Consider the following 20418-nt stretch of genomic DNA (forward strand, 5'->3'; position numbering starts at 1 on the left):
AGGAGCCACTCGCATGCTCAAACAGGAAGACAACGAGAAGATCACCCGCTCGGGCCCGGGGACGCCGCTCGGCAACCTCCTGCGCTCCTACTGGCAGCCGGTGGCCCTGGTGTCGGAGATGCCGGGAGAGCGCCCCGTGAAGCAGGTGCGCATCATGAGCGAAGACCTGGTGCTGTTCAAGAAGCGGCAGGGCTGGGGCCTGATCAGCCGCTACTGCGCGCACCGAGGCGTCGACCTGTCGTTCGGGCGTCTCGAAGAAGACGGCATCCGCTGCCTCTACCACGGCTGGCTCTACGACGGCGAGGGTCGATGCGTCGAGCAGCCGGCGGAACCCGACCACAGCCAGTTCCTCGGCAAGGTGCGCATCGCGAACTACCCGTGCGTGGAGAAGAACGGCATCGTCTTCGCCTACATGGGGGCCGGCGACCCACCGCCGTTTCCCGATTACGACTGCTTCGTGGCGCCGGAGGAGTACACCTTCGCCTTCAAGGGCCTGTGGGAGTGCAACTGGCTGCAGGGCCTCGAGGGCGGTATCGATCCGAGCCATGTGTCGTTCCTCCACCGCTTCATCCAGGAGGATCCGCGGGAGATGTACGGTCAGCAGTTCGCCGAAGAGGTCGAGGGCACCGGCAAGAAGCTGTCGATGCTCGTGGGTGAGAGCTTCCGCCCCGACATCGAGGTGGAGAACGCCGAGCACGGGCTGCGCGTCTACGCCCTGCGCCAACTGACCGAGGACATCAAGCACGTGCGGGTGACCAACCTCATGTTCCCGAACGCCTTCGTGGTGCCGTTCGGCAACACGAAGGTCTTCACGCAGTGGCACGTGCCGATCGACGACGACAACCACTACTGGTTCATGATCTGGTACGACTTCGCCGAGACCACCGACAAGGACACCCTGCTTCAGCAGCGCCTCGAGGGCGTGAGCCTTCCGGAGTACCGGCCCTTGCGCAACCGCAGCAACAACTGGGGCTTCGACCCCCAGGAGCAGAAGGAGCTCACCTACACGGGCATGGGCCTCGACATCAACGTGCACGACCAATGGGCGGTGGAGAGCATGGGCCCCATCCAGGACCGCACGGTGGAGCGCCTCGGCGTCTCCGACCGCGCGGTGAGTGCGAACCGCCGGCTGCTGCTGCGCGCGATGGAGGCATTCGCCGCGGGGGCGCAGACGCCGTCGCATCCGGTGAGCGCCGCGGAGGCCGCACAGCTCACCGGGCCCATCGCGATGGACACGATCGCGGCGAACGATTCCTGGCAGGAGCGCTGGGTGCAGCGCGAGCAGGAGCGCCGGGCGGCGTCGCCGTGGGCAGGACCCCAGGCGAGCGTGGAGGTCTCGGTCGATGCGTGAGCGCAACGCCGACGAACGGCGCGTGTCGGAGAACGGCGGCGGGGTGTCGGCTCGCCCGATCCTCGCGGCCGAGCGCACCGGCTTCGTGGCCCGTCACGACCTGTGGTCGGAGGCGCAGTACGCCGCCGCCGGCCAGCTGCGGCGCGTCATGGACGAGCTCGGCATCGAGATGGTGCGCTTCTCCTTCGTCGACCAGCACGGAATCCTCCGCGGCAAGACCGTCACGCGGGCCGGCGTCGCCGCCGCCCTGCGTTCGGGCCTCACGGTGCCGAGCTCCCTGCTGCTGAAAGACACCTCCGGGCTGTCGGTGTTCTCTGTCTTCTCGGCCGAGACCGGCGTGGGCGTGGAGGGCTTCAGCGGCGCCGGCGACATCGTGCTCGTGCCCGACCCGACCACCTTCCGGGTGCTGCCGTGGACCGATCGCACGGCGTGGATCCTCTGCGATCTGCGCTTTCCCGACGGCGCCCCGGTGCCGTTCTGCACGCGCACGATCCTGCGGACCGAGCTCGCCGCCCTCGCCTCCCGGGGGCTCGCGATGACGGTCGGCGCCGAGCTCGAGTTCCATCTCTACAAAGTCGACGACGAGTCGCTGGCTCCCGGCCACGTCGGTGCGCCCGGCCGGCCGGGCGACGCGATCAGCGCCTCGCCGACCACGCGGGGCTCCCAGTTGCTGCACGAGGAATCGCTCGACGCCCTGCAGCCCTTCGTCGACGCCCTCTACCAGGGCCTGACGCTGCTCGACCTGCCGTTGCGCTCGATCGAGCTCGAATTCGGCCCCAGCCAGTTCGAGATCACGATGGAGGCCGGCGACGCCGCGGTCATCGCCGATGCGGTCGTGCTCTGCCGGATGGCGGTGCGGCGCATCGCGCGAGGGCTCGGGTATCACGCGACCTTCATGTCCCGGCCCCAGGGGGCGGAGGGTGCGTCGACCGGATGGCACCTGCACCAGTCGCTCTCGATGCTCGGCACCGGCGAGCCAGTGTTCATCCCCGACGCCGAGACGGAGACCGGGCCGCTGAGCGCGCTCGCACGATCGTACCTGGCCGGCCTGCTGGCGCACGCGCCCGCAGCCGCCGCGTTCACCACCCCCACGGTGAACGGCTACAAGCGCTATCAGCCGTTCTCCCTCGCCCCCGACCGGGTCGCCTGGGGCATCGACAACAAGGGTGCGATGATCCGCGCGGTGGGCGGCCCGGGCGACCCGGCGACGCGCCTCGAGAACCGTTCGGGCGAGCCGGCCGCGAACCCCTACCTCTACATCGCCTCGCAGCTGATCAGCGGCATGGACGGCATGGAGCGCGGCCTCACGCCCCCGCCGCCCACGACCGATCCCTACGAGACGGATGCGCCGCCACTGCCCACATCGCTCGGCGCCGCCGTCGATGCTCTGGCGGCCGACGACGCCTTCCGGCAAGCGCTCGGCCAGACCGTGGTGGACTGGTACGCAGCGATCAAGCGCGCCGAGTTCGGCCGCTACCTCCGCCACGTCTCCGATTGGGAGCAGCGCGAGTACTTCGGGATCTTCTGATCCCGCCCGCACGAGCATCCGCACAACGAAGAGAGAACACCAGATGAGCATCAGATCCACCGTCGAGGCCCTGCCGGCCTATGAGCCCTTCTTCCTCGCGGGCGACTGGGTCGAGGCCGGAGGGCGCACGCTTCGCGACGTCGTCGACCCGGCGACCCAGGAGGTGCTCACGACGGTCGCCGACGCCACTCCGGCCGACGTCGACGCGGCGGTCGCCGCCGCCGTCGCCGCTCACGCCGACCGGCGCTGGCGCGGCATGGTCCCGCTCGACCGGGCGCGCATCCTGAACCGGGTGGCCGACCTCATCGAGGCGCAGCTCGAAGAACTCGCGGTTCTCGAGACGCGCGACAACGGCAAGCCGATCGAGCGGTCACGGGCCGACACGGCGAGCGCCGCCCGCACGTTCCGGCACTTCGCCGGTGCGCCCTCACGGCTCGGCGGATCGGTGATCCCGATCGACGGCGGCGCCCACCACGTCTACACCGTGCTGGAGCCGGTGGGCCCGGTGGCGATCGTGCTGCCGTGGAACTTCCCGATCATGACGGCCGCCTTCAAGCTCGCACCGGCTCTCGCGGCGGGCTGCCCGGTGATCGCGAAGCCCGCCGAAGACACGCCGGTCACCCTCCTGCGCCTGGCGAAGATCATGCAGGAGGCCGGCGTGCCCGACGGGGTCGTCAGCGTGCTGACGGGCGACGGCGCGGTCGGTGCGGCGCTCATCGCGCACCCCGGCATCGCGAAGATCACCTTCACGGGCTCGACGGAGGTCGGCCGGCGCGTCGCACACGTCGCCGCCGACGACTTCAAGCGCGTCACACTCGAACTCGGCGGCAAGAGCCCCAACATCGTCTTCGACGACGCGGATCTGGACGCCGCCGTCATGACGGCCATGCGCGCCTCCTTCGGGCACTCCGGCCAGATGTGCACCGCGGGCAGCCGTCTGCTCGTGCAGCGCTCGATCCTCGCCGAGATGACCGAGCGTCTCGCCGCAGCCGTGCGCACGGTGCCCGTCGGCGACGGACTCGACGGTGGCATCACGGTGGGGCCGCTCGTCTCGGAGGAGCAGCGTCAGCGCGTGCTCGGCTACATCCGCACCGGTATCGAGGAGGGCGCCACCCTCGAGGTGGGCGGCGGCATCCGGGAACCCGGCTTCTATGTCGAGCCGACGCTGTTCTCCGGGGTCACGAACGACATGACGATCGCGCGCGAGGAGATCTTCGGACCGGTCGTCGGCATCATCCCGTTCGACGACGAGGCGGATGCGGTGCGCATCGCCAACGACAACGCCTACGGGCTCGCCGCGGGGGTCTGGACGCGCGACCTCTCGCGCGCCCACCGGATGGCGGGGGCCCTCGTGGCCGGCACCGTGTGGGTGAACACCTACAACGTCTTCGACCCCGCGCTCAGCTTCGGCGGGGTCGGCGAATCGGGCCTCGGCCGCGATCTCGGCGACGAGGGACTGCGCGGATTCTGCGAGCCGAAGAGCGTGGTCATCGCGATCTAGCCGAGGGGGCAGCGCGGCGGGCGTCTCTCGCGAGGCGCTCGGCCGTGCGCCAGGCGAGCGCCTCGATGGTCTCGACCGGGCCCCGGCCGCCGGTCGACGGGAACGTCGACGACCCCACCACGACGAGGCCCGGCGTGTCGTGGGCCCGGCCGAAGGAGTCCACCACCGAGGTGGCCGGATCGGCGCCCATGGGCACGCCGCCGTAGAGGTGCGTGCCGAGCGGCTGCGGCTCGATCGGCGCGGCCCACGTGGTGCCGGCACCGGCGGCCTCGAGCCATCGCCGCATCCGGTCGGCGAGGAAACGCCAGCGCAACCGGTCGTCGTCGGCGAGGTCGAAGGTCACCCGTGCGACGGGGTCGCCCGCCACGTCGCGATGCGTGGGGTCGAGGTCGACCCGGTTCTCCGGGCGGGCGAGCTGGTCGGGCTGGGCCCACACCGTGCCGATCGACGACTCGTGCCGGCGTATCCAGGCGACCGGATCGTCGCCCGCGGTGGCCGACGGGAGGCCGGTGGCGCAGGCTTCGCGCCACGCGGCCGTGCGCGGGCCGGTCATCGCCGCCTGCAGCACCGAGCCGCCCGTGAAACCGAGGCCGGCGTGGTCGAAGCGATCACCCTCGAACTCCGAGATCGCCACCGCGGACGCGGCGCCCGCCCGGTCCCGGCCGAGATCGACACCGGGGAAGAGCCCGTTGACCGTGAACGCGTTGTGCGACATCAGGCCGCTGCCCACGAGCCCGCCTCCGGTGATGCCCGAGAGCAACAGGAGCCGGATGCCGGCGATCACGCCTCCCGCGACGACCACCGTGCGGCAGGCGGTGCGGTGCCTCTGACCGGACGCGTCGATGCTCTCGACTCCCGTGACCGCTCCGGAGGAGTCGCGGATGACGCGGGTCACCGTCGCGTCGACGACCGTGATGCCCGGATGCCGGAGCAGCGCCGACGTGTCTCCCGAGGCGGCGGCGGGAGCGGCGAACGGCGCGTGGCCGATCGAGAGCGCGGCGGCGTGCATCCGGGCGGTCCACGCGGTCTCCGGCCGGGGCGCGACCCGGAACGCGCGTTCGACCCGGCGGTAGTAGCCGTCGAGCTCGTCGATCGAGAGCGGCCAGGAGTCGAATGCGCCGGGGTCGAGCCGGTAGCTCTGCGGGGCGGCGAGATGCTTCGACCCGCCGAGGCGGTCGGCGCCCTGGTGCGGCGCTCGCGCGGGCGCGGCCGTCTCGGCCGGCGAGCGGCGCACCGTCGGCGGGGGAGAGGCGGTCGGCGAGCGGTGTGCGGGCTCCGGTTGCGGCTGGAGGGCGAGCACCGGGATTCCCGCGCCGGCCAGCACCCGGGATACGATCACGCCAGCCGGCCCGAGGCCCACGACGACGACCGGAGTTGCCTCAGTCATGGATCCAGTATAGTGAACTGTGTATCCAATTAGTCGGACCATTCTCGCTTCAGGAGGCGGATCATCGGCTCGCACCTCTCCGCAGTGAACGCCCCGGCATCCTCCGGCGCGCGGATCGTCGTCGCCCGTCACATCGTGACCATGTACGCCGAGCTCCCGCGCGCCGAAGCTCTGGCCGTGTCGAACGGGCGCATCGCGGCCATCGGCGATCTCGCCGAGGTGCAGGCGGCCATGGCGCCGGGCACTCCGGTGGAGGAGCTCGACGGCGTCGTGCTCCCCGGCCTCATCGATGCCCATCTGCATCTGCAGCGCGCGGGGCTCAAGGCTCTCGACTACCTCGGGGCCGACGACGGCGTGGACCGGTACATCGACGCGATGCGCGAGAGCTTCGACGACGACGGCCCCGAGCATCCGCCGTTCGCCGACCGGGTGCGTGCGCTCGTGCGGGTGCAGCCGCTCCTGCACGCCCTCGGCATCACCGGCGTGGTCGACCCGGCCGTCACGATCGACGAGATGCGCGGCTACCAGGAGACGCATCGCCGCGGGCTCCTCACGATGCGTACGCTCGCGATGCCCTTCCTCGACCTCGGCACCGCGGCGTTCCCCGACGTCGACGCGGTCATCGCCCATCTCGACGGAACCGGGGTGTCGACGGGTTTCGGCGATGCGATGCTGCGGCTCGGCCCCATCAAGGTCTACGCCGACGGCGAGGCGCTCAAGGGCCAGGCGCTGCTGCAGGAGCCGTGGAACGCCTCGGGCTACCGCGGCCTCCAACGTCTCTCCGACGAGGACTACGAACGACTCGTGCTCTGGTGCGCGGAGCACGGCTGGGGCGTCGGCACGCACGCCGTGGGAGCCGCGGCCGTCGACCTCGTCGCGCGCGCGGCCGAGCGCGCCGGCGACGCCGTCGTCCCCCTGCGGTTCCAGGCGATCCACGCCTATCTCGAGACGACCCCGGAGATCATGCGGCGCGCGGCCGCCGCCGGTGTGATCGCCTCTCTGCAGCCCTCGATCATCTGGCACAACGGCGCCGGTCTCCGCCGGGCGATCGGCGACCGCGCCGAGTCGGCCAACCCCGTGCGCGGCTGGCTCGACGCCGGCGCCACCGTCGCCTTCGGCTCCGACGGCCCCTTCTTCGCGTTCGATCCGCGGCACCTCCTGTGGCAGGCGGTGACCCGTCGCGTGGCGGGCGAAGCCGAGCCGCTGAGCCTCCGCGAGGCGATCACGATCCACGAGGCACTCGCCGCCTACACCACCGGAGCCGCCTACGCCGCGATGGCCGAGCACGAGCGCGGAGCACTCCGGCCCGGATTCCGCGCGGACTGGGCGCTGTGGTCGCACGACCCGCTCGAGACCGCCGTCGACGATCTCCGGCAGCTCACCGTGCTGCGCACGGACGTCGGAGGCAGAACCGTCTACACGAGGGAGACCTGATGATGGCCGAAGCGCCGCTGTACCGCTGGACCGCCCGCGATCTCGCGGCCGGGATCGCCGCCCGGGAGATCTCCGCCGTCGAGGTCATGCGCGCCCATCTCGACCGCATCGCCGAGGTCGAACCCGATGTCGCGGCCTTCGTGTCGCTCGTCACCGAGACCGAGGCGCTCGAGATGGCCACTCGCGCCGATGCCGCTGTCGCCGCCGGCGAGGTCGTCGGACCCCTGCACGGGCTGCCGACCGGCGTGAAAGACCTGATCGACGTGGCCGGCCTCCCGACCTCGCACGGCTCGGCGGCGTACCGGGATGCCCGCCCCGCCACGCGCGACAGCGTGCTGGCCGAGAAGCTGCGCGGCTCGGGTGCTCTCATCATCGGCAAGACGAACACGCCCGAGGTGGGGCTCGGCACGCTCACCTTCAACCCCATCCGCGGGATCTGCCGCAACCCGTGGGATCTCTCCCGCCACGCCGGCGGCTCCAGTGGCGGCGCGGGCGCGGCGCTCGCCGCGGGAATGCTGCCGATCGCCGACGGCTCCGACAGCGGCGGCAGCATCCGCTATCCCGCCTCGCTCTGCAACATCGTCGGCCTGCGCCCGACGCCCGGCACCGTGCCCACCGGCCGCCTCGGAAACGGCTGGGACCCGCACGGCGTGCTCGGCCCGATGGCCCGGGACTCCCGTGACGCCGCTCTCCTGCTCTCCGGCATCTCGGGGCGCGACAGCCGGGCCCCGCTCTCCTGGGTGGAGGACCCCTCCGGTCTCCTCGTCGGGAGCGCACCTCGACCGGAGACGCTGCGGCTCGGCTGGAGCCCCGACGTCGGCGGCCTGCCGATCGACCCGGAGGTGCGCCGGGTGCTCGCCGAAGCCCGTGCGACCCTCGAGGCCGCGGGCGTGGTGGTGGTCGACCTCGAGCCCGACCTCTCCGGGGCCGACGAGGCGTGGCAGGCGATCGAGATGTTCGGCTTCGGCACCGACGGCAAGGCCCGCTTCGACGACGGGCGCTCCGGATTCCGCGAGGACTACCTGCGCAACGTGCGCGAGGGCCGGGCGCTCACCGCCGACACCTACGCCGAGGCGCTCGCCGTGCGCACCGAGATCTTCCGCCGCACGGCCGCGGTGCTCACCGAGGTCGATGCCGTCATCTATCCCGCGACACCGGTCGCGGCACCCCCGGCCGAGGTCGAATGGGTGTCGGAGATCGACGGCGTGGAGTTCGACCGCTATTTCTTCTGGCAGCGCGCCGCCTGCCGCATCACCGTCACCGGGCATCCGGTGCTCGCGACCCCGGCCGGCTTCACCGCATCGGGTCTGCCCGTGGGAATGCAGCTCGTCGGCCCCTCGCGCGGCGACGCCCGCCTGCTCGAGATCGGAGCGGCGATCGAAGACGTGCTCGGGCATGTCGGCGCCGTGCCGACGGGGATTCCCGCCTGAACCCACGCCGACCGGCGCGGGCGCGCGCCGGTCACGACAGAAGAGGAGGAGCCCGCGGTGGAGTGGTCTGACGGCTCGGCGGGCATCCTCGATCCGGTTCCCCTCGTCGACGAGCGAGGATGCACGGTGCGCGTGACGATCACGCCGGCCGCCGACGGCCCTGCCGGGCGACCACGAATCGCCCTCTCCCACGGCGAAGACGCGTCCGGCTGGTGGATCGGCGTCGACGAGCAGGGCCGTGCCGTGGTCGGTCTCGGCACCGTGGCCGGGCCGGTGAGCCTCGCCGCGGGAGCGCCGCTCGCGCCCGGCGAGGCCGCCGCGATCGCCGCGCTGCTGCCGGGGGCACCCGGCGAGCGCCTGGAGATCCGGGTTCGGGCCGCGGGCTGGATCGAGGAGGCCGCCGCCTCGGTCGTCGTCGGAGCCCGGATGCTGCCGCCGCGCGGCCGGTTCCGCCGTGGTGCCCGCTCGGAACGCGGCGGAGAGCTCATCCTCCCTTTCCACGGCACGGTCTCCGGGCTGATGGTCACGCCGGGGAAACACCCCTGAAACGTCGAAGGCGCACCATGAGCAGGTGAACCCCTCCCGGCTAGCCCCGATCGAGCAGACGTGCCGGAGTCGTCACCAGCATCTCGTGCAGGGCCGACTCCGGGAGACCTCTGCGGAGCAACGAGGGGCCGACGCGGCCCACCACGTGGCCGTACCCCATTCCGCCGTGACGGCTCAACTGACCTTTCGTCCAGACCGAGCACGACAGCGTGACGGCGGCATCCGGACGCTCCCCGAGCAGCTCGAAGAGAAAGTCGATGCGCTGCTCATCGGTCGCGTCGCGTGCCCCGTCGCCGAACTGGTGCTCGCTGCCGAAGGCGAACTCGACCACGGCGCCGGTGTCGACGACATCGGTGACATAGCCCAGGTCGAGGACCTTGTCGATGTTGCAGAACAGGATGCGTTCCGCCGGCAGGCCCTGCGCCTGGAGCAGCTCCGCCACCTCGGGCCCGCGGCGCGCGGCGGCATCGAGGCGGATGCTCACGCTCGCCCCCGCCGCGGCGGCGCTGCGGGCGGCCGCGTCGAGCGCGCGACGCTCCGCCGGAGTGATCTCGGCGCTCGTGCCGAGCAGCCCGAGAAGGCCCGCACGAAAACCGGTGCCGGGAACGGCGTCGACCAGCGCGGCCGTGAACATCTGCTCGATGGACTGCTCGTCGAGATCGCGCCACCACGACGGCAGCGTCTTGTCGATGTAGCTCCCGTAGGCCGCCACGATCGCCACGCCGCTGCGCCGCGAGATCTCCGGAAGGTCGCGGTGCCGCGGCCCCATGCCCACCGACGTCGCCTCCACGATGGTCGTGAGCCCGAGCCGGGCGGCGGCCGACAGCTCGTCGACCGCGCTCTCCTCGTCGTCGAGGGTGAGATTGTCGGCCAGCGACAGCCAGCTCCACCGCAGATCGCCGAGGATCTCGGGGCGGATCGGCCCCGAAAGCGTGCCCCCCTCCCGGGTGGGCCGGAGCAGGCCGCGGGAGTCGGTGAGAACGTGCTCGTTGGTCGAGACGGTTCCGAGGCGCTCGGGGGACACCGGTCCCAAGACGGATTCGATCACCGGGCACTCCGGCGTCCAGGTGAGATGTCCATAAGATTGGATACTATACCTCCAAGAATGGATCCGCGCAGAGTGCGCTTCGGCTAGAGAAACACGGTTCTTCATGATCATCGATGCATACAACACCACTCAAGACGTCCGCGGTCGTTCGGACTACCTCTCGGGGGCGCGGCCGGGTGAAGAGCCCCCGGCCTACACCCCGTTCGACCCGAACCGCATCCTCACCCGCATGGATGCCGCGGGCGTCGACATGGCGATGGTGTGCTCGCTCGCGCAGCGCATCGAGAACGACTTCATCATCGGGTTGCAGGATGCCCACCCCGACCGCTTCATCGGCTTCGGCCAGGTCATGCCCCAGGCCGACGACGCCATCGAGGAGATCGGGCGGCTCGCAGCGGCGGGCATCCGCGGCCTCAAGCTGCACCCGAGTATGCACGGCTACCACGTCGCCGATCACGGGCTCCTCGACCCGGTGTTCCGCGCCTGCGCCGAGAACGGCATGGCCGTGATCATCAATGCGCTCGACGACGCCTTCTGCGCGCCCTTCGCGATCGAGGAGATCGTGAAGGACCACCCCGAGGTGCCGACCATCATCGCCCACATGGGTGCCGTCTGGAACGTGCCGGAGGCCATCATCGTCGCCGAGCGCCGGGAGAACGTCTTTCTCGAGACATCCGCCACGCTCATGGCGGATGTCAGGCGCGCCTACGCGCGTCTGGGCGCGGAGAAGATCCTGCTCGGTTCGGAGTGGCCGGGTTCGGACTTCGACCTCGAGCGCATGAAGATCGCCAAGGCCATCCCCGACGAGGCCGATCGCGCTCTCGTGGAGGGTCTGAACTTCGCCCGTCTGCTGCGGTTGCCGGTGGCGGCGTGACCGACCGCCCTCTTCTCGCGCGCCCCGACGCGATGCCGGACGCCGATGCCGAGCTGCTCGACACGGCTCGCGACCTGCTCTCCGCGGTCTATCGCGAAGGCCGGCACGAGGTGGCTGCGGCCTTCCGGATGTCGGACGGCGCCATCGTGACGGGCGTTCACGTCGACGGGTCCGCCCGTCGGAGCGCGGTTTGTGCGGAGGGCGTCGCGGCCGGTGCGGCGATCGCCCACGGCGCCGGAGGGCGGGCGCGGGTCGAGGCCATCGTGAGCGTTCTGCGCCGCCCCGCCGGCACGCTGCATCTGATCGAACCCTGCGGTGTGTGCGCCGAATTGCTCAGCGACTACTGGCCTGATGCGCGGGTCTGGGTCACCCGCGGCGCCGAGGTGTTTTCGACGGATGTCGCGGCGCTCCTGCCGTCGAAACGGGCCCGGGTCTGGTGATGTAATCCAAATGAAACATTGGTGGATGCATAATGGTAGGAATTGGATCCACGAATCCGATACCCGCTCCATTCACCTGCACCATCCGCCGCAAGAGGAGATCCCGTGAATATCAAGCACCACAGCGTCACCAGGAGGAAGGTCATCGTCGCCGCCGCGCTTCTCAGCGCAGCCGGTCTCGCGCTCACCGGCTGTGGAGCCACCGGCTCCGCCGCGGGGACCGCCGCCGCCAGTGACGGCGTCATCAACACCGAGCTCTGGTACGCGCCCACCACCTTCGACCCGGCCCTCGCATCCGGTTCGTCCGACGTCACCGTCGCCCGTCTCGGTTTCGACACGCTGCTGCGCAAGGGCGAGACCGAGGGCTACATCGGCGGCCTCGCCACCGACTGGACCGCGAAATCGGGCACCGAGTACGAATTCACGATCCGGACCGACGCCACCTGCTCCGACGGCACGGTCATCACCCCGTCGATCGTCGCCGCCTCGCTCGAATACCTCGCCACGGCATCCGACTCGTCGGCACAGGCCTCGAAGGCCACGGTGTTCGGTCCGGGCACGCCGAGCTTCACCGCCGACGACACGGCGGGCACCGTCACCATCGACCTCACCGAGCCTTACTCCGAAGTGCTGGACGGACTGACCTCCGAGGTCACCGGCATCATCTGCCCGGCGGGCCTCGCCGACCTCCCCGGTCTCGCCGCCGGAACGGTCGCCGGTGCGTGGTCGGGGCCGTACACGCTCGCGGACTTCGCCGCCGGGGTCAGCGCCACCTACACCCTGCGCGACGACTACGACGCCTGGCCCGACTGGCAGGGCGTCACCGGCACGCCCGCCAAGACGGTGAACATCACCGTCTCCACCGACTCGAACACGAGCGCCAACCTGGTCGCCTCGGGCGGCATCGACATCTCCCGCTTCTACGACTCGAACGCTCAGCGGTTCGTCGACGACTCGGCGTACTCCTACGTCACCATCCCGAGCTCGGCCTACACGCTGATCTTCAACCAGAACCCCGGCACCGGCTCGGTCTTCCTCGATCGTCCCGACCTCCGCAAGGCGGTCTCCCAGGCGATCGACAAGGAGGGCTTCAACGCGGCCGGCCTCGACAGCCTGGGCACCCCGCTGCTGACGGTCACCGCGTCATCGGTCGCCTGCACGCTCGACGGCTCCGACCTCTTGCCCGCGTTCGACGTGGCCGCCGCCACCAAGGTGCTCACCGGCCAGACCATCCGCCTCCTCGCCATGTCGAACTGGGACCCGGCCATCGACTTCCTCGCGGAGTCGCTGCGCACCGCGGGCGCCACGGTCGAGGTGTCGGCGCTGGATCCGGCCGACTGGCAGGCCGAGATGCGCACCCAGCCCGAGAAGTGGGACATCGCCCTCAACGCCACCACGACGGCGAACCCGCTGAGCGAGGCCATCTCGACCTACGTCGGTCCGACGGCGGCGAACGGCGGCCGCAACATCGCCGGGGTGGACAACGCCGAAGGGTTTGCCGACCTGCAGGCGGCGCTCGCGGCGACCGACCCGGCCGAACAGTGCTCCGCCTTCGAAGACGCGCAGCGCACCATCCTCGAAGACATGTCGATGACCCCGCTCATCACCGACACGCACTTCATCATCGCGCGTCAGGGCTACGCCTCGAGCGTGTTCTCGGGCTACTGGGACATCTCGTCGATGCGCATCACGAGCTGACCCGAGAGCGCACGGAAACACGCGCTCGCTGAACCGGACGATTAAGGAGACCCGAGGTGCACACCATCGTTGATCGAGACGACGACTCGTCGTCCGGTTCAGCCACGACTGCGAGCCGGCCCGCCCAGGCCGGCTCGCAGGCCGTCGCGGCCAGCAGCCTGGCCGGGGCCTGGCGCAGGTTCGCCGTGCGCCGTCTCATCGGTCTCGTGACCAACATCATCCTGTTGATCTTCGTGACCTTCTTCATCGTCCAGCTCATCCCCGGCGATCCGGCGTCCGCCATCGCGGGGGAGGATGCCAGTCAGGCCCAGGTCGATCAGATCAGGGTCGAGCTCGGCCTCGACCAGCCGCTTCTCCTTCAGCTCGGCAGCTACGTCGCCCACGTGGTGCAGGGCGATTTCGGAACCTCCTTCCACTACAAGGTGCCCGCGCTGCAGATCGTGGGAGCGGCGGCGCCGTACACCATCTCCATCGCCTTCACCTCGCTCGTGATCTTCCTGGTGATCGGCCTCGCCCTCGGCATGGCCGTGGGCATCATCACGCGCGGTGACCGCCATCGCTGGCTCGACCACAGCTTCAACATCGGTGCGGGGGTCGTCTCCTCCATCCCGGCGTACGTGCAGGCCACGATCCTCGTCACCGTGTTCGCGGTCTGGCTGGCTCTGCTGCCTCCGGCGTACTCACCCGCATACAGCGTGGTGCAGTCGGCGATCCTCCCCGTCGCCGCCCTCAGCATCGGTTGCATCGCCAGCATCGCCCGTATCGTGCGACGGGAGACCTCGGTCATCCTCGAGCAGGACTACATGCGCACGGCTCGCGGCTGGCGGCTGGGTTCGGGAACGCTGTATGCGAAGCACATGCTCCCGAATCTGCTCACGACCGCGCTGACGCTCTCGGGCATCATCCTCACCGCCCTCCTCGGGTCGACACTGATCGTCGAGGCGGTCTTCGCGTGGCCCGGCATCGGCAGCGTGGTGGTTCAGGCGATCTCGGAGTACAAGGACTACCCCGTCATCCGGGCGTCGGTCTTCATGATCGGGACGATCTCACTCGTCTTCAACCTTCTGATCGACGTCGTGCTCGGCCTCGTCGATCCCCGCACCCTGGGAGACGACCGTGGCTAGTCCGGTGACCCCACCCCTCGATCCCGCCCGCCGGTGGCGTTTCCGTGGTTCGCCGATGCTCTACGTCGGCTACGTCATGTTCGCCGTCGTGCTGCTCGTGGCGGTCATCGCGCCGATCTACTACGGCGACAGCGCGACCGCGATGACGAGCACCCGCAATTCGGGCCCGACCGGCGCGTTCCCGATGGGCACCGACGGCCTCGGTCGCGACATGCTCGCACGCACTCTCGTCGCCACCAGGGTCACCGTGCTGGCGGCGATCTCCGCGACCCTCCTCGCCGCTCTCGCCGGCATCAGCATCGGCGTCGGCGTCTGGCTCGCTCCGCGGAGGGTGCGCGAGGCATCGCTGCGCGTCATCGAGTTCTGGGTCTCCTATCCGGCGATGCTCGTGGCCATCGTGGTCGCGGCGATCCTCGGGCGCGGCATCCTGCCCGCCGTGCTCGCCATCGCGGTGGCGAACACCGCCGGTTTCGCCCGCCTCACCGCCAACCTCGCCGCGGGGATCGCCTCGCGCGACTACGTCGTCACCGCCCGCCTGATGGGCGTTCCGGTGGGGCGCGTGGCGGCGCGCCACGTCGTCCCGAACATGGCGGAGCCGCTGCTCATCCTGATCGCGCAGGCGTTCGCGGGAACCCTCGTCGAACTGGCCGGGTTGTCGTTCATCGGGCTCGGCGCGCAGAGCCCCGCGTTCGACTGGGGGTCGCTGCTCAACGAGGGCGTGAAGAAGATCTACACCAACCCGATCCTGGTGGTGGCCCCCGCCACCGCCTTGATCTTCGCCTCGATGGCTGCGCTGTTCATCGGCGACGGGCTCGCGGCCGCGGCGAACCCCCGTTCGAACACGAGCCGGGCCCGGATGCTCCGGGCGCCGGTGCCGGCGCCCGCCTCGGCGGCGACCCCGGTGCACTCGGACGCGCTCCTCGTGGTCGACGACCTCTCGGTGCGTCACAACGACTCGGGCAAGGAGCTCGTCTCGCACGTCTCGTTCACGATCGATCGCGGCGAGGTGCTCGGGATCGTCGGCGAATCGGGTTCGGGGAAGTCGGTGACCGCATCCGTCGTCGCGAAACTGCTCGCGGAGGGGCTGACCGCCTCGGCGGGCCGGCTCTCGCTCGCCGGGGCGGACCTCTTCGACAACCTGTCGAGGAAGGATCTCGCCCGCCGGGTGGCGCTCGTGTACCAAGATCCGGGCACGGCCCTGAATCCGGCCCTCACTCTGGGGTCGCAGCTCTCGGACGTGCTGGTGAAAGTGCTCGGACAGAAGCGCACAGAAGCCCGGCGCAACCTCGTCGAGCGGTTCTCGGAGGTGCTGCTCACCGATCCGGAGGGGCGCCTGCGGCAGTATCCGCACCAGCTCTCCGGCGGCATGAAGCAACGCGCGATGATCGCCTCGGCGATGAGCACCAACGCCCAGCTCCTCGTGGCCGACGAGCCGACCACCGCCCTCGACGTGACCGTGCAACGCGAGGTGCTCTCGCTGATCAAACGTATGAACAAGGAGATGGGCACCTCGGTGCTCTTCATCTCGCACGACCTCGGTGTCGTGCGGGCACTCTGCGACCGGGTGCTGGTGATGAAAGAAGGAGAGATCGTGGAGCGCATCGACGACATGGCGCACCTCTCGCCCGAGTCGGTGAAGCATCCCTACACGCGTCAGCTGCTGGCGGCGACACCTGTGGTGCACGTGCCGGGTGCTGTCACGGCGGGTTCGGAGGCTCTTCGATGAGCGCGACGACCGGAGCGCCGCCCGTCGCCGACACCGACACCGACGAGATGGTGACCGTGCGCGATCTGGACGTGTCGTTCGGCGCCACCCGGGTGCTCCACGGCGTGTCGATGAGCATCGCGGCCGGAAAGACGGTCGGCGTGGTGGGCGAGTCGGGATCGGGCAAGTCCACCCTGGCCAAGGTGCTGGTGGGAACCGTGCGGCCGGAGAACGGCCAGGTGACGGTCGACACCATCGACGTGACCCGGATCAGTCACAGTCAGCGCGGTGCGTTCGCGTATCGCCGGCGGGTGCAGATGATCCCGCAGGATCCGTTCTCCTCCCTCTCACCCCGGCGCACGATCGGTCAGACCCTCGCCGAGGCGCTCGACCCCCTGCACGCCCGCGTGCGGCGGTATTCCGAGACGATCGCCTTCTGGCTCGAACGTGTGGGCCTCTCGGCCGACATGATGGCCCGTTACCCGCACGAGTTCTCGGGCGGCCAGCGCCAGCGGGTCGCCATCGCCCGCAGCCTGATCGTCGAGCCGTCGTTCGTGATCGCCGACGAGATCACCTCCGCCCTCGACGTGTCGGTGCAGGCCCAGATCCTCGAGCTGCTCGCCGAGATCAAGGACTCCCTCGGCGTCACGATGATGTTCATCTCGCACAACCTCGCGGTGGTGCAGAACGTCAGCGACGAGGTCGTCGTGATGTACCGCGGAGAGGTGGTCGAATCCGGCCCCGTGGCCGAGATCTACGCCGATCCGAAGCACTGGTACACCCGCACGCTCCTCGATGCGGATCCGGGAGCGCCCGGGTTCACGCTCGACCTGTGATGGCGAGGCTCCCCGGAACGCCGGTGGCGACCGAGCCGTATCGGCTCGTCGGCGCCACCCTGCTCGACGGAACGCTCGGCGACCCGGTGCCGGATGCCGAGATCGAGGTCGATCACGGCCGCATCGTGTATGCGGGGCCTCGCCGGCGCCGCGATCTCGCCGGCGTGCGCGTCATCGACGTCGCCGGCGGCCACCTGATGCCCGGCTTCGTCGACGCGCACGTGCACCTCAGCATGAGCACCTGGGACCCGGTCGAGACCCAGCGTGCCTGGTTTCCCGAGGAGCACGTCGTCGCGGCGCTCGGCAACCTGCGGTCGACCGTCGACGCCGGGGTGACCACCGCACGCGACCTCAGCGGGCTCACGCCGGGCTACCGCTCCCGCATCGCCGCGGGGGATGTCGTCGGCCCCCGCCTGCATCTGGCGATCGCCATGCTCTCGCCCACCGGCGGGCACGCCGACCCCGTGCTGGCCAACGGCTCCCTCCCGCTCTGGGCCGAGCGCGCGACCACTCCCGGGTGGGCCGTGGTCGACACCGTCGACGAGGTCGTCAAGGCGGTCCGTGCCCTGGTGCGCACGGGTGCCGACGTCGTCAAGGTGTGCGCGTCGGGCGGAATGAGCTCCCCGCACGACGACCCGTCCGACCGAGGTCTCCCCGAAGAGCACGTCGCCGCCATCGTCGCGGAGATGGGGGGCCGGCAGGGTCAGCCCGTCGCGGCGCACGCGCAGAACGACGAGGGGGCGCGCGCAGCGGTGCTCGGTGGTGTGGCGAGCATCGAGCACGGCTACGAGCTCTCCGACCAGACCATCGCCCTCATGCTCGACCGCGGCACGGTGCTGGTGCCCACGCTCAGCACGCTGCTGCGTCGCGGAGCGGGAGAGGACGACCCCGCGTCGGCTCGACGCACGAACGCGCGGGAGTCCATCCGTCGCGCGATCGCCGCCGGAGTGCCGGTCGCGCTGGGAACGGATGCCGGCATCCACGTCCACGGGCGCAATCTGACCGAGATCGGGCACCTCGTGCGGGCGGGGCTCTCGCCGCTCGCGGCCGTGCACGCCGGAACCCTGGCGGGTGCGCGGCTGCTCCGCCTCGACGACCAGCTCGGCTCGCTGCAGGCCGGGAAACTGGCCGATTTCACGGTGACGGCGGTGGACCCGCTCGCACGACCCGACGCCCTGGCAGAGCCCGACGCCATCCGCCTGGTCGCGCAGGGCGGCCGGGTGATGAAAGACCTCGACGCCCTGGGCTGACCGCCCGGTGGCCCGTCGCCGACCGGGCGCGGACGCGTCAGGCGATGGGGTCGATCGACCCGAGCGCCTGCTCGATGATCTCGACGACCCGGGCCGGCGCGGCGTGCGGAACCGCGTGGCTCGTGTCGACCTCGGAGACGACGGCCCCGGCCCGTTCGGCCATGTCGCGCTGGGCCTCGATCCTGATGTGCTTGTCGTTCGTGGCCAGGAGGTACCAGGCGGGCAGCGTCTGCCACGCGGGGGCGCCGGTCTCGCCGGTGAAGATGGCGTTCGCCGACACGCGGTTGTCGTCGTCGCGGGCCTCCCAGATCTCGTCGGGCACGTCCCAGGCGAGCGCCTGACGCGCTTCGGGGCGGCCGTCGGGAATCCATTCGCCGTCGTCGCCGCGCGTCATGAACGACGACACCAGGGCCTCGGGGTAGCTGTTCACGATCTTCTGCACCGACTCGCCCTCCGCCGGGGCGAAGGCCGCCACGTAGACGAGTCCGTGCACGTTCTCGTTGCGGCCCGCATTGGTGATGACCGCGCCGCCGTAGGAGTGGCCGACGAGCAGCACCGGTTCGCCCGCGGCGTCGATGAGGGCGTTCACGCTCGCGACGTCGTCGGTGAGCGACTGCGACGGGTTGTCGGCCACGGAGTACGACAGGCCCCGTTCGTCGAGCAGCGGTGTCACGAGCGACCAGCTCGCCGAGCTCCCGCCGGCGCCGTGAACCAGGATGATGTGCATCGTCACTCCTCGGGTGAGGCTTCGAGGCTCAACCAGAGTTCGAAGCAGTTGTTGCGCGACAGGCTGGCCGCGCCGATGGTGGCTCGGCCGACGCTGCCGATCTCGTCTCCGAAGACATCGAGGAAGAGGTCGGTGGCGCCGTTGGAGACGTCGTAGAGAGGCTCGTAGCCCGGGGTGCACATCACGAAGCAGAGCGCTCGGGAGAGGCTCGCCACGTTGTCGAGCGAGCCCACGGCGTAACGGATCATGCCGAGCGCGTGGATCGCGGTGAGCCGAGCGGCCTGGTTGGCCTGCTCGAGCGTGACGTCGGCACCGACGGTGCCGGGGAAGAGCCGGTCGCCCTGACGGTTCTCCGGCGTGATGCCGCTGAACTCGACGAGGTTCCCCGTTCGGTGGAACGCCTTGAGGCGTCGCCCGTACCGTCGCCCGTACGGCGGATCGGCGTAGTCGGGGATGTCGAGGCCCAGCTGAGCGGCCCGCTGCTCCGCCGTGCTCATGCGGGCAGCGGCAGGAGCACCGAGGGCGCCGGTGCGGCCTCGCGGCCTTCGAAGGGGATGGGCAGGCAGACGAGGTAGTAGTCGCCGGCCTCGGCGTGCGCGAGGTTCGCGTTCTCCAGGATGACGACGCCGGCCGTGCAGAGGATGACGTGCGTCGGCCAGGTCTCGGTGTGGTCGGGCGCCTCCATCGTCATGTAGTCGTTGGCCGCGAACACCACACCGTTGTCGACGAGCCACTGCGCCCCGCTCGGCCCGAGGCCCACCCAGGTGGGGCTCTTCTCGGTGCGGGTGAGGGCATCCGTCGAGTTGCGCGTCTTGAAGAGCACGCGGCGCGCCCCCGCTGCGCCGGCGGCGATCAGGTCGTCGGCCGTGATCTCCTTCTCGACGTGGCGCAGGTCGAGCACGCGGGCCGGGCCCACGGTGTGGTCCAGCGGCAGACGGTCGACGGTCGTGCCGCCCTTCACGAAATGGCTCGGCGCATCGACGTGTGTGCCGGTGTGCGCGCCGATGAGCCAGCGCGACACCTCGCTCGGGCTCGTCTCGTCGATCACCTCCACCATCTCGTAGGTGGGCCGGCGGCCCCAGTGCAGCATCTGGGGATGCACGGGGATGCTGAGATCGATCGGTTCGGTCACGGGGGAGATGCTTTCTGTGAGGAGAGGGAGCCGGGAGATGCTGCTCATCGGTAGACCACGTAGAACTTGCGCACCGGCTCCACCACCGTCCATACTCCCGCCCATCCGATCGGGAAGAAAGCGGCCGTGCCGCCCGTCAGTTCGACGGCCTCCTCGCCGTCGCGCTGCACCACCATCGTGCCGGAGAGGATGTGCACGATCTCCCCCCGCGTCGTGAACTCCCAGCGCGAGGAGCCGATGTCGCTCTCCCAGACGCCGGAGATGATGGTGCGGTCGTCGTTGGCGAACTCGACGCGGCCACGCACCAGCACCTCGCCGTCGAGCGGAGTCGCGCTCGGCGGAGCGAGCGGCTTCTCTTCGAGGGCGGACCGGTCGACTTCCTGCGGGCGGACTGTGTGGGTCATGAC

19 protein-coding genes are annotated in these 20418 nt (G+C 70.5%); 13 read left to right on the forward strand and 6 right to left on the reverse strand.

Features of this window, described 5'->3' with window-relative positions; genetic code table 11:
• The first annotated feature begins 13 nt into the window (after positions 1–13).
• From BLW00_RS17695 to BLW00_RS17705, 3 genes are read left to right on the forward strand one after another with little or no spacing between them, the layout of a single operon-like run.
• Entirely contained in the window at positions 14–1351 is a 1338-nt protein-coding gene (locus BLW00_RS17695) for a Rieske 2Fe-2S domain-containing protein (protein ID WP_092556648.1), read from the forward strand.
• Positions 1344–2879, forward strand: coding sequence for a glutamine synthetase family protein (locus BLW00_RS17700; RefSeq protein ID WP_092556650.1), 1536 nt, complete (start codon positions 1344–1346; stop codon positions 2877–2879). The genes BLW00_RS17695 and BLW00_RS17700 overlap by 8 nt, the downstream gene beginning before the upstream one ends.
• A gap of 43 nt (positions 2880–2922) precedes the next feature.
• A complete protein-coding gene (locus tag BLW00_RS17705; RefSeq protein ID WP_092556652.1) occupies positions 2923–4380 on the forward strand; it encodes an aldehyde dehydrogenase family protein in 1458 nt (485 codons plus the stop codon).
• On the opposite strand, the gene BLW00_RS17710 is transcribed toward BLW00_RS17705, so the two are convergent.
• Positions 4367–5767, reverse strand: coding sequence for a GMC oxidoreductase (locus BLW00_RS17710; protein ID WP_175494348.1), 1401 nt, complete (start codon positions 5765–5767; stop codon positions 4367–4369). The two genes, BLW00_RS17705 and BLW00_RS17710, sit on opposite strands and share 14 nt — an antisense overlap.
• A gap of 84 nt (positions 5768–5851) precedes the next feature.
• Here BLW00_RS17710 and BLW00_RS17715 point away from each other — a divergent pair, with 84 nt between their 5' ends.
• Genes BLW00_RS17715 through BLW00_RS17725 form a run of 3 tightly spaced genes read left to right on the forward strand, consistent with a single transcriptional unit; the run spans position 5852 to position 9177 of the window.
• Positions 5852–7201: an amidohydrolase gene (locus BLW00_RS17715; protein WP_092556656.1), complete on the forward strand. Its 1350-nt coding sequence runs from the start codon at positions 5852–5854 to the stop codon at positions 7199–7201.
• Positions 7201–8631 (forward strand): amidase, encoded by a 1431-nt coding sequence (locus tag BLW00_RS17720; RefSeq protein WP_092556658.1) that lies wholly within the window; start codon positions 7201–7203, stop codon positions 8629–8631. Before BLW00_RS17715 ends, BLW00_RS17720 begins: the two co-directional genes overlap by 1 nt.
• Positions 8632–8688: 57 nt before the next feature.
• Positions 8689–9177 carry a hypothetical protein gene (locus tag BLW00_RS17725; RefSeq protein WP_092556660.1) on the forward strand — a complete coding sequence of 163 codons (489 nt, stop codon included), beginning with the start codon at positions 8689–8691 and terminating at the stop codon, positions 9175–9177.
• Positions 9178–9217: 40 nt separating this feature from the next.
• On the opposite strand, the gene BLW00_RS17730 is transcribed toward BLW00_RS17725, so the two are convergent.
• Complete coding sequence (locus tag BLW00_RS17730; RefSeq protein WP_175494349.1) at positions 9218–10225, reverse strand: phosphotriesterase family protein; 1008 nt, start codon at positions 10223–10225, stop codon at positions 9218–9220.
• Positions 10226–10328: 103 nt separating this feature from the next.
• Between BLW00_RS17730 and BLW00_RS17735 the strand changes: the two genes are divergently transcribed.
• The 7 genes from BLW00_RS17735 to BLW00_RS17765 all read left to right on the forward strand — a co-directional run bounded on the left by BLW00_RS17735 (position 10329) and on the right by BLW00_RS17765 (position 18152).
• A complete protein-coding gene (locus tag BLW00_RS17735) occupies positions 10329–11099 on the forward strand; it encodes an amidohydrolase family protein (RefSeq protein ID WP_092556664.1) in 771 nt (256 codons plus the stop codon).
• Positions 11096–11539, forward strand: coding sequence for a cytidine/deoxycytidylate deaminase family protein (locus BLW00_RS17740; RefSeq protein ID WP_092556666.1), 444 nt, complete (start codon positions 11096–11098; stop codon positions 11537–11539). The genes BLW00_RS17735 and BLW00_RS17740 overlap by 4 nt, the downstream gene beginning before the upstream one ends.
• A 105-nt stretch (positions 11540–11644) precedes the next feature.
• Positions 11645–13237, forward strand: coding sequence for an ABC transporter substrate-binding protein (locus BLW00_RS17745; protein ID WP_175494350.1), 1593 nt, complete (start codon positions 11645–11647; stop codon positions 13235–13237).
• 56 nt (positions 13238–13293) lie between these two features.
• Positions 13294–14361 (forward strand): ABC transporter permease, encoded by a 1068-nt coding sequence (locus BLW00_RS17750; RefSeq protein WP_245741663.1) that lies wholly within the window; start codon positions 13294–13296, stop codon positions 14359–14361.
• Positions 14354–16087: a dipeptide/oligopeptide/nickel ABC transporter permease/ATP-binding protein gene (locus BLW00_RS17755; protein ID WP_245741664.1), complete on the forward strand. Its 1734-nt coding sequence runs from the start codon at positions 14354–14356 to the stop codon at positions 16085–16087. Before BLW00_RS17750 ends, BLW00_RS17755 begins: the two co-directional genes overlap by 8 nt.
• Positions 16084–16902 carry an ABC transporter ATP-binding protein gene (locus tag BLW00_RS17760; protein ID WP_092556672.1) on the forward strand — a complete coding sequence of 273 codons (819 nt, stop codon included), beginning with the start codon at positions 16084–16086 and terminating at the stop codon, positions 16900–16902. Before BLW00_RS17755 ends, BLW00_RS17760 begins: the two co-directional genes overlap by 4 nt.
• A complete protein-coding gene (locus BLW00_RS17765; protein ID WP_092556674.1) occupies positions 16902–18152 on the forward strand; it encodes a metal-dependent hydrolase family protein in 1251 nt (416 codons plus the stop codon). The genes BLW00_RS17760 and BLW00_RS17765 overlap by 1 nt, the downstream gene beginning before the upstream one ends.
• 37 nt (positions 18153–18189) lie before the next feature.
• Here the strand turns inward: BLW00_RS17765 and BLW00_RS17770 are convergent, their stop codons facing one another.
• From BLW00_RS17770 to BLW00_RS17785, 4 genes are read right to left on the reverse strand one after another with little or no spacing between them, the layout of a single operon-like run.
• Positions 18190–18879 carry an alpha/beta fold hydrolase gene (locus BLW00_RS17770; RefSeq protein WP_092556675.1) on the reverse strand — a complete coding sequence of 230 codons (690 nt, stop codon included), beginning with the start codon at positions 18877–18879 and terminating at the stop codon, positions 18190–18192.
• A gap of 2 nt (positions 18880–18881) precedes the next feature.
• Entirely contained in the window at positions 18882–19376 is a 495-nt protein-coding gene (locus BLW00_RS17775) for a RidA family protein (protein WP_092556677.1), read from the reverse strand.
• Positions 19373–20011 (reverse strand): cyclase family protein, encoded by a 639-nt coding sequence (locus tag BLW00_RS17780; RefSeq protein WP_217634418.1) that lies wholly within the window; start codon positions 20009–20011, stop codon positions 19373–19375. Before BLW00_RS17780 ends, BLW00_RS17775 begins: the two co-directional genes overlap by 4 nt.
• A 44-nt stretch (positions 20012–20055) precedes the next feature.
• Positions 20056–20415, reverse strand: a complete 360-nt coding sequence (locus tag BLW00_RS17785; protein WP_092557177.1) for a cupin domain-containing protein — start codon at positions 20413–20415, stop codon at positions 20056–20058.
• Positions 20416–20418: the final 3 nt, after the last annotated feature.

The organism is Herbiconiux ginsengi (assembly GCF_900107435.1).
Classification (GTDB): domain Bacteria; phylum Actinomycetota; class Actinomycetes; order Actinomycetales; family Microbacteriaceae; genus Herbiconiux; species Herbiconiux ginsengi.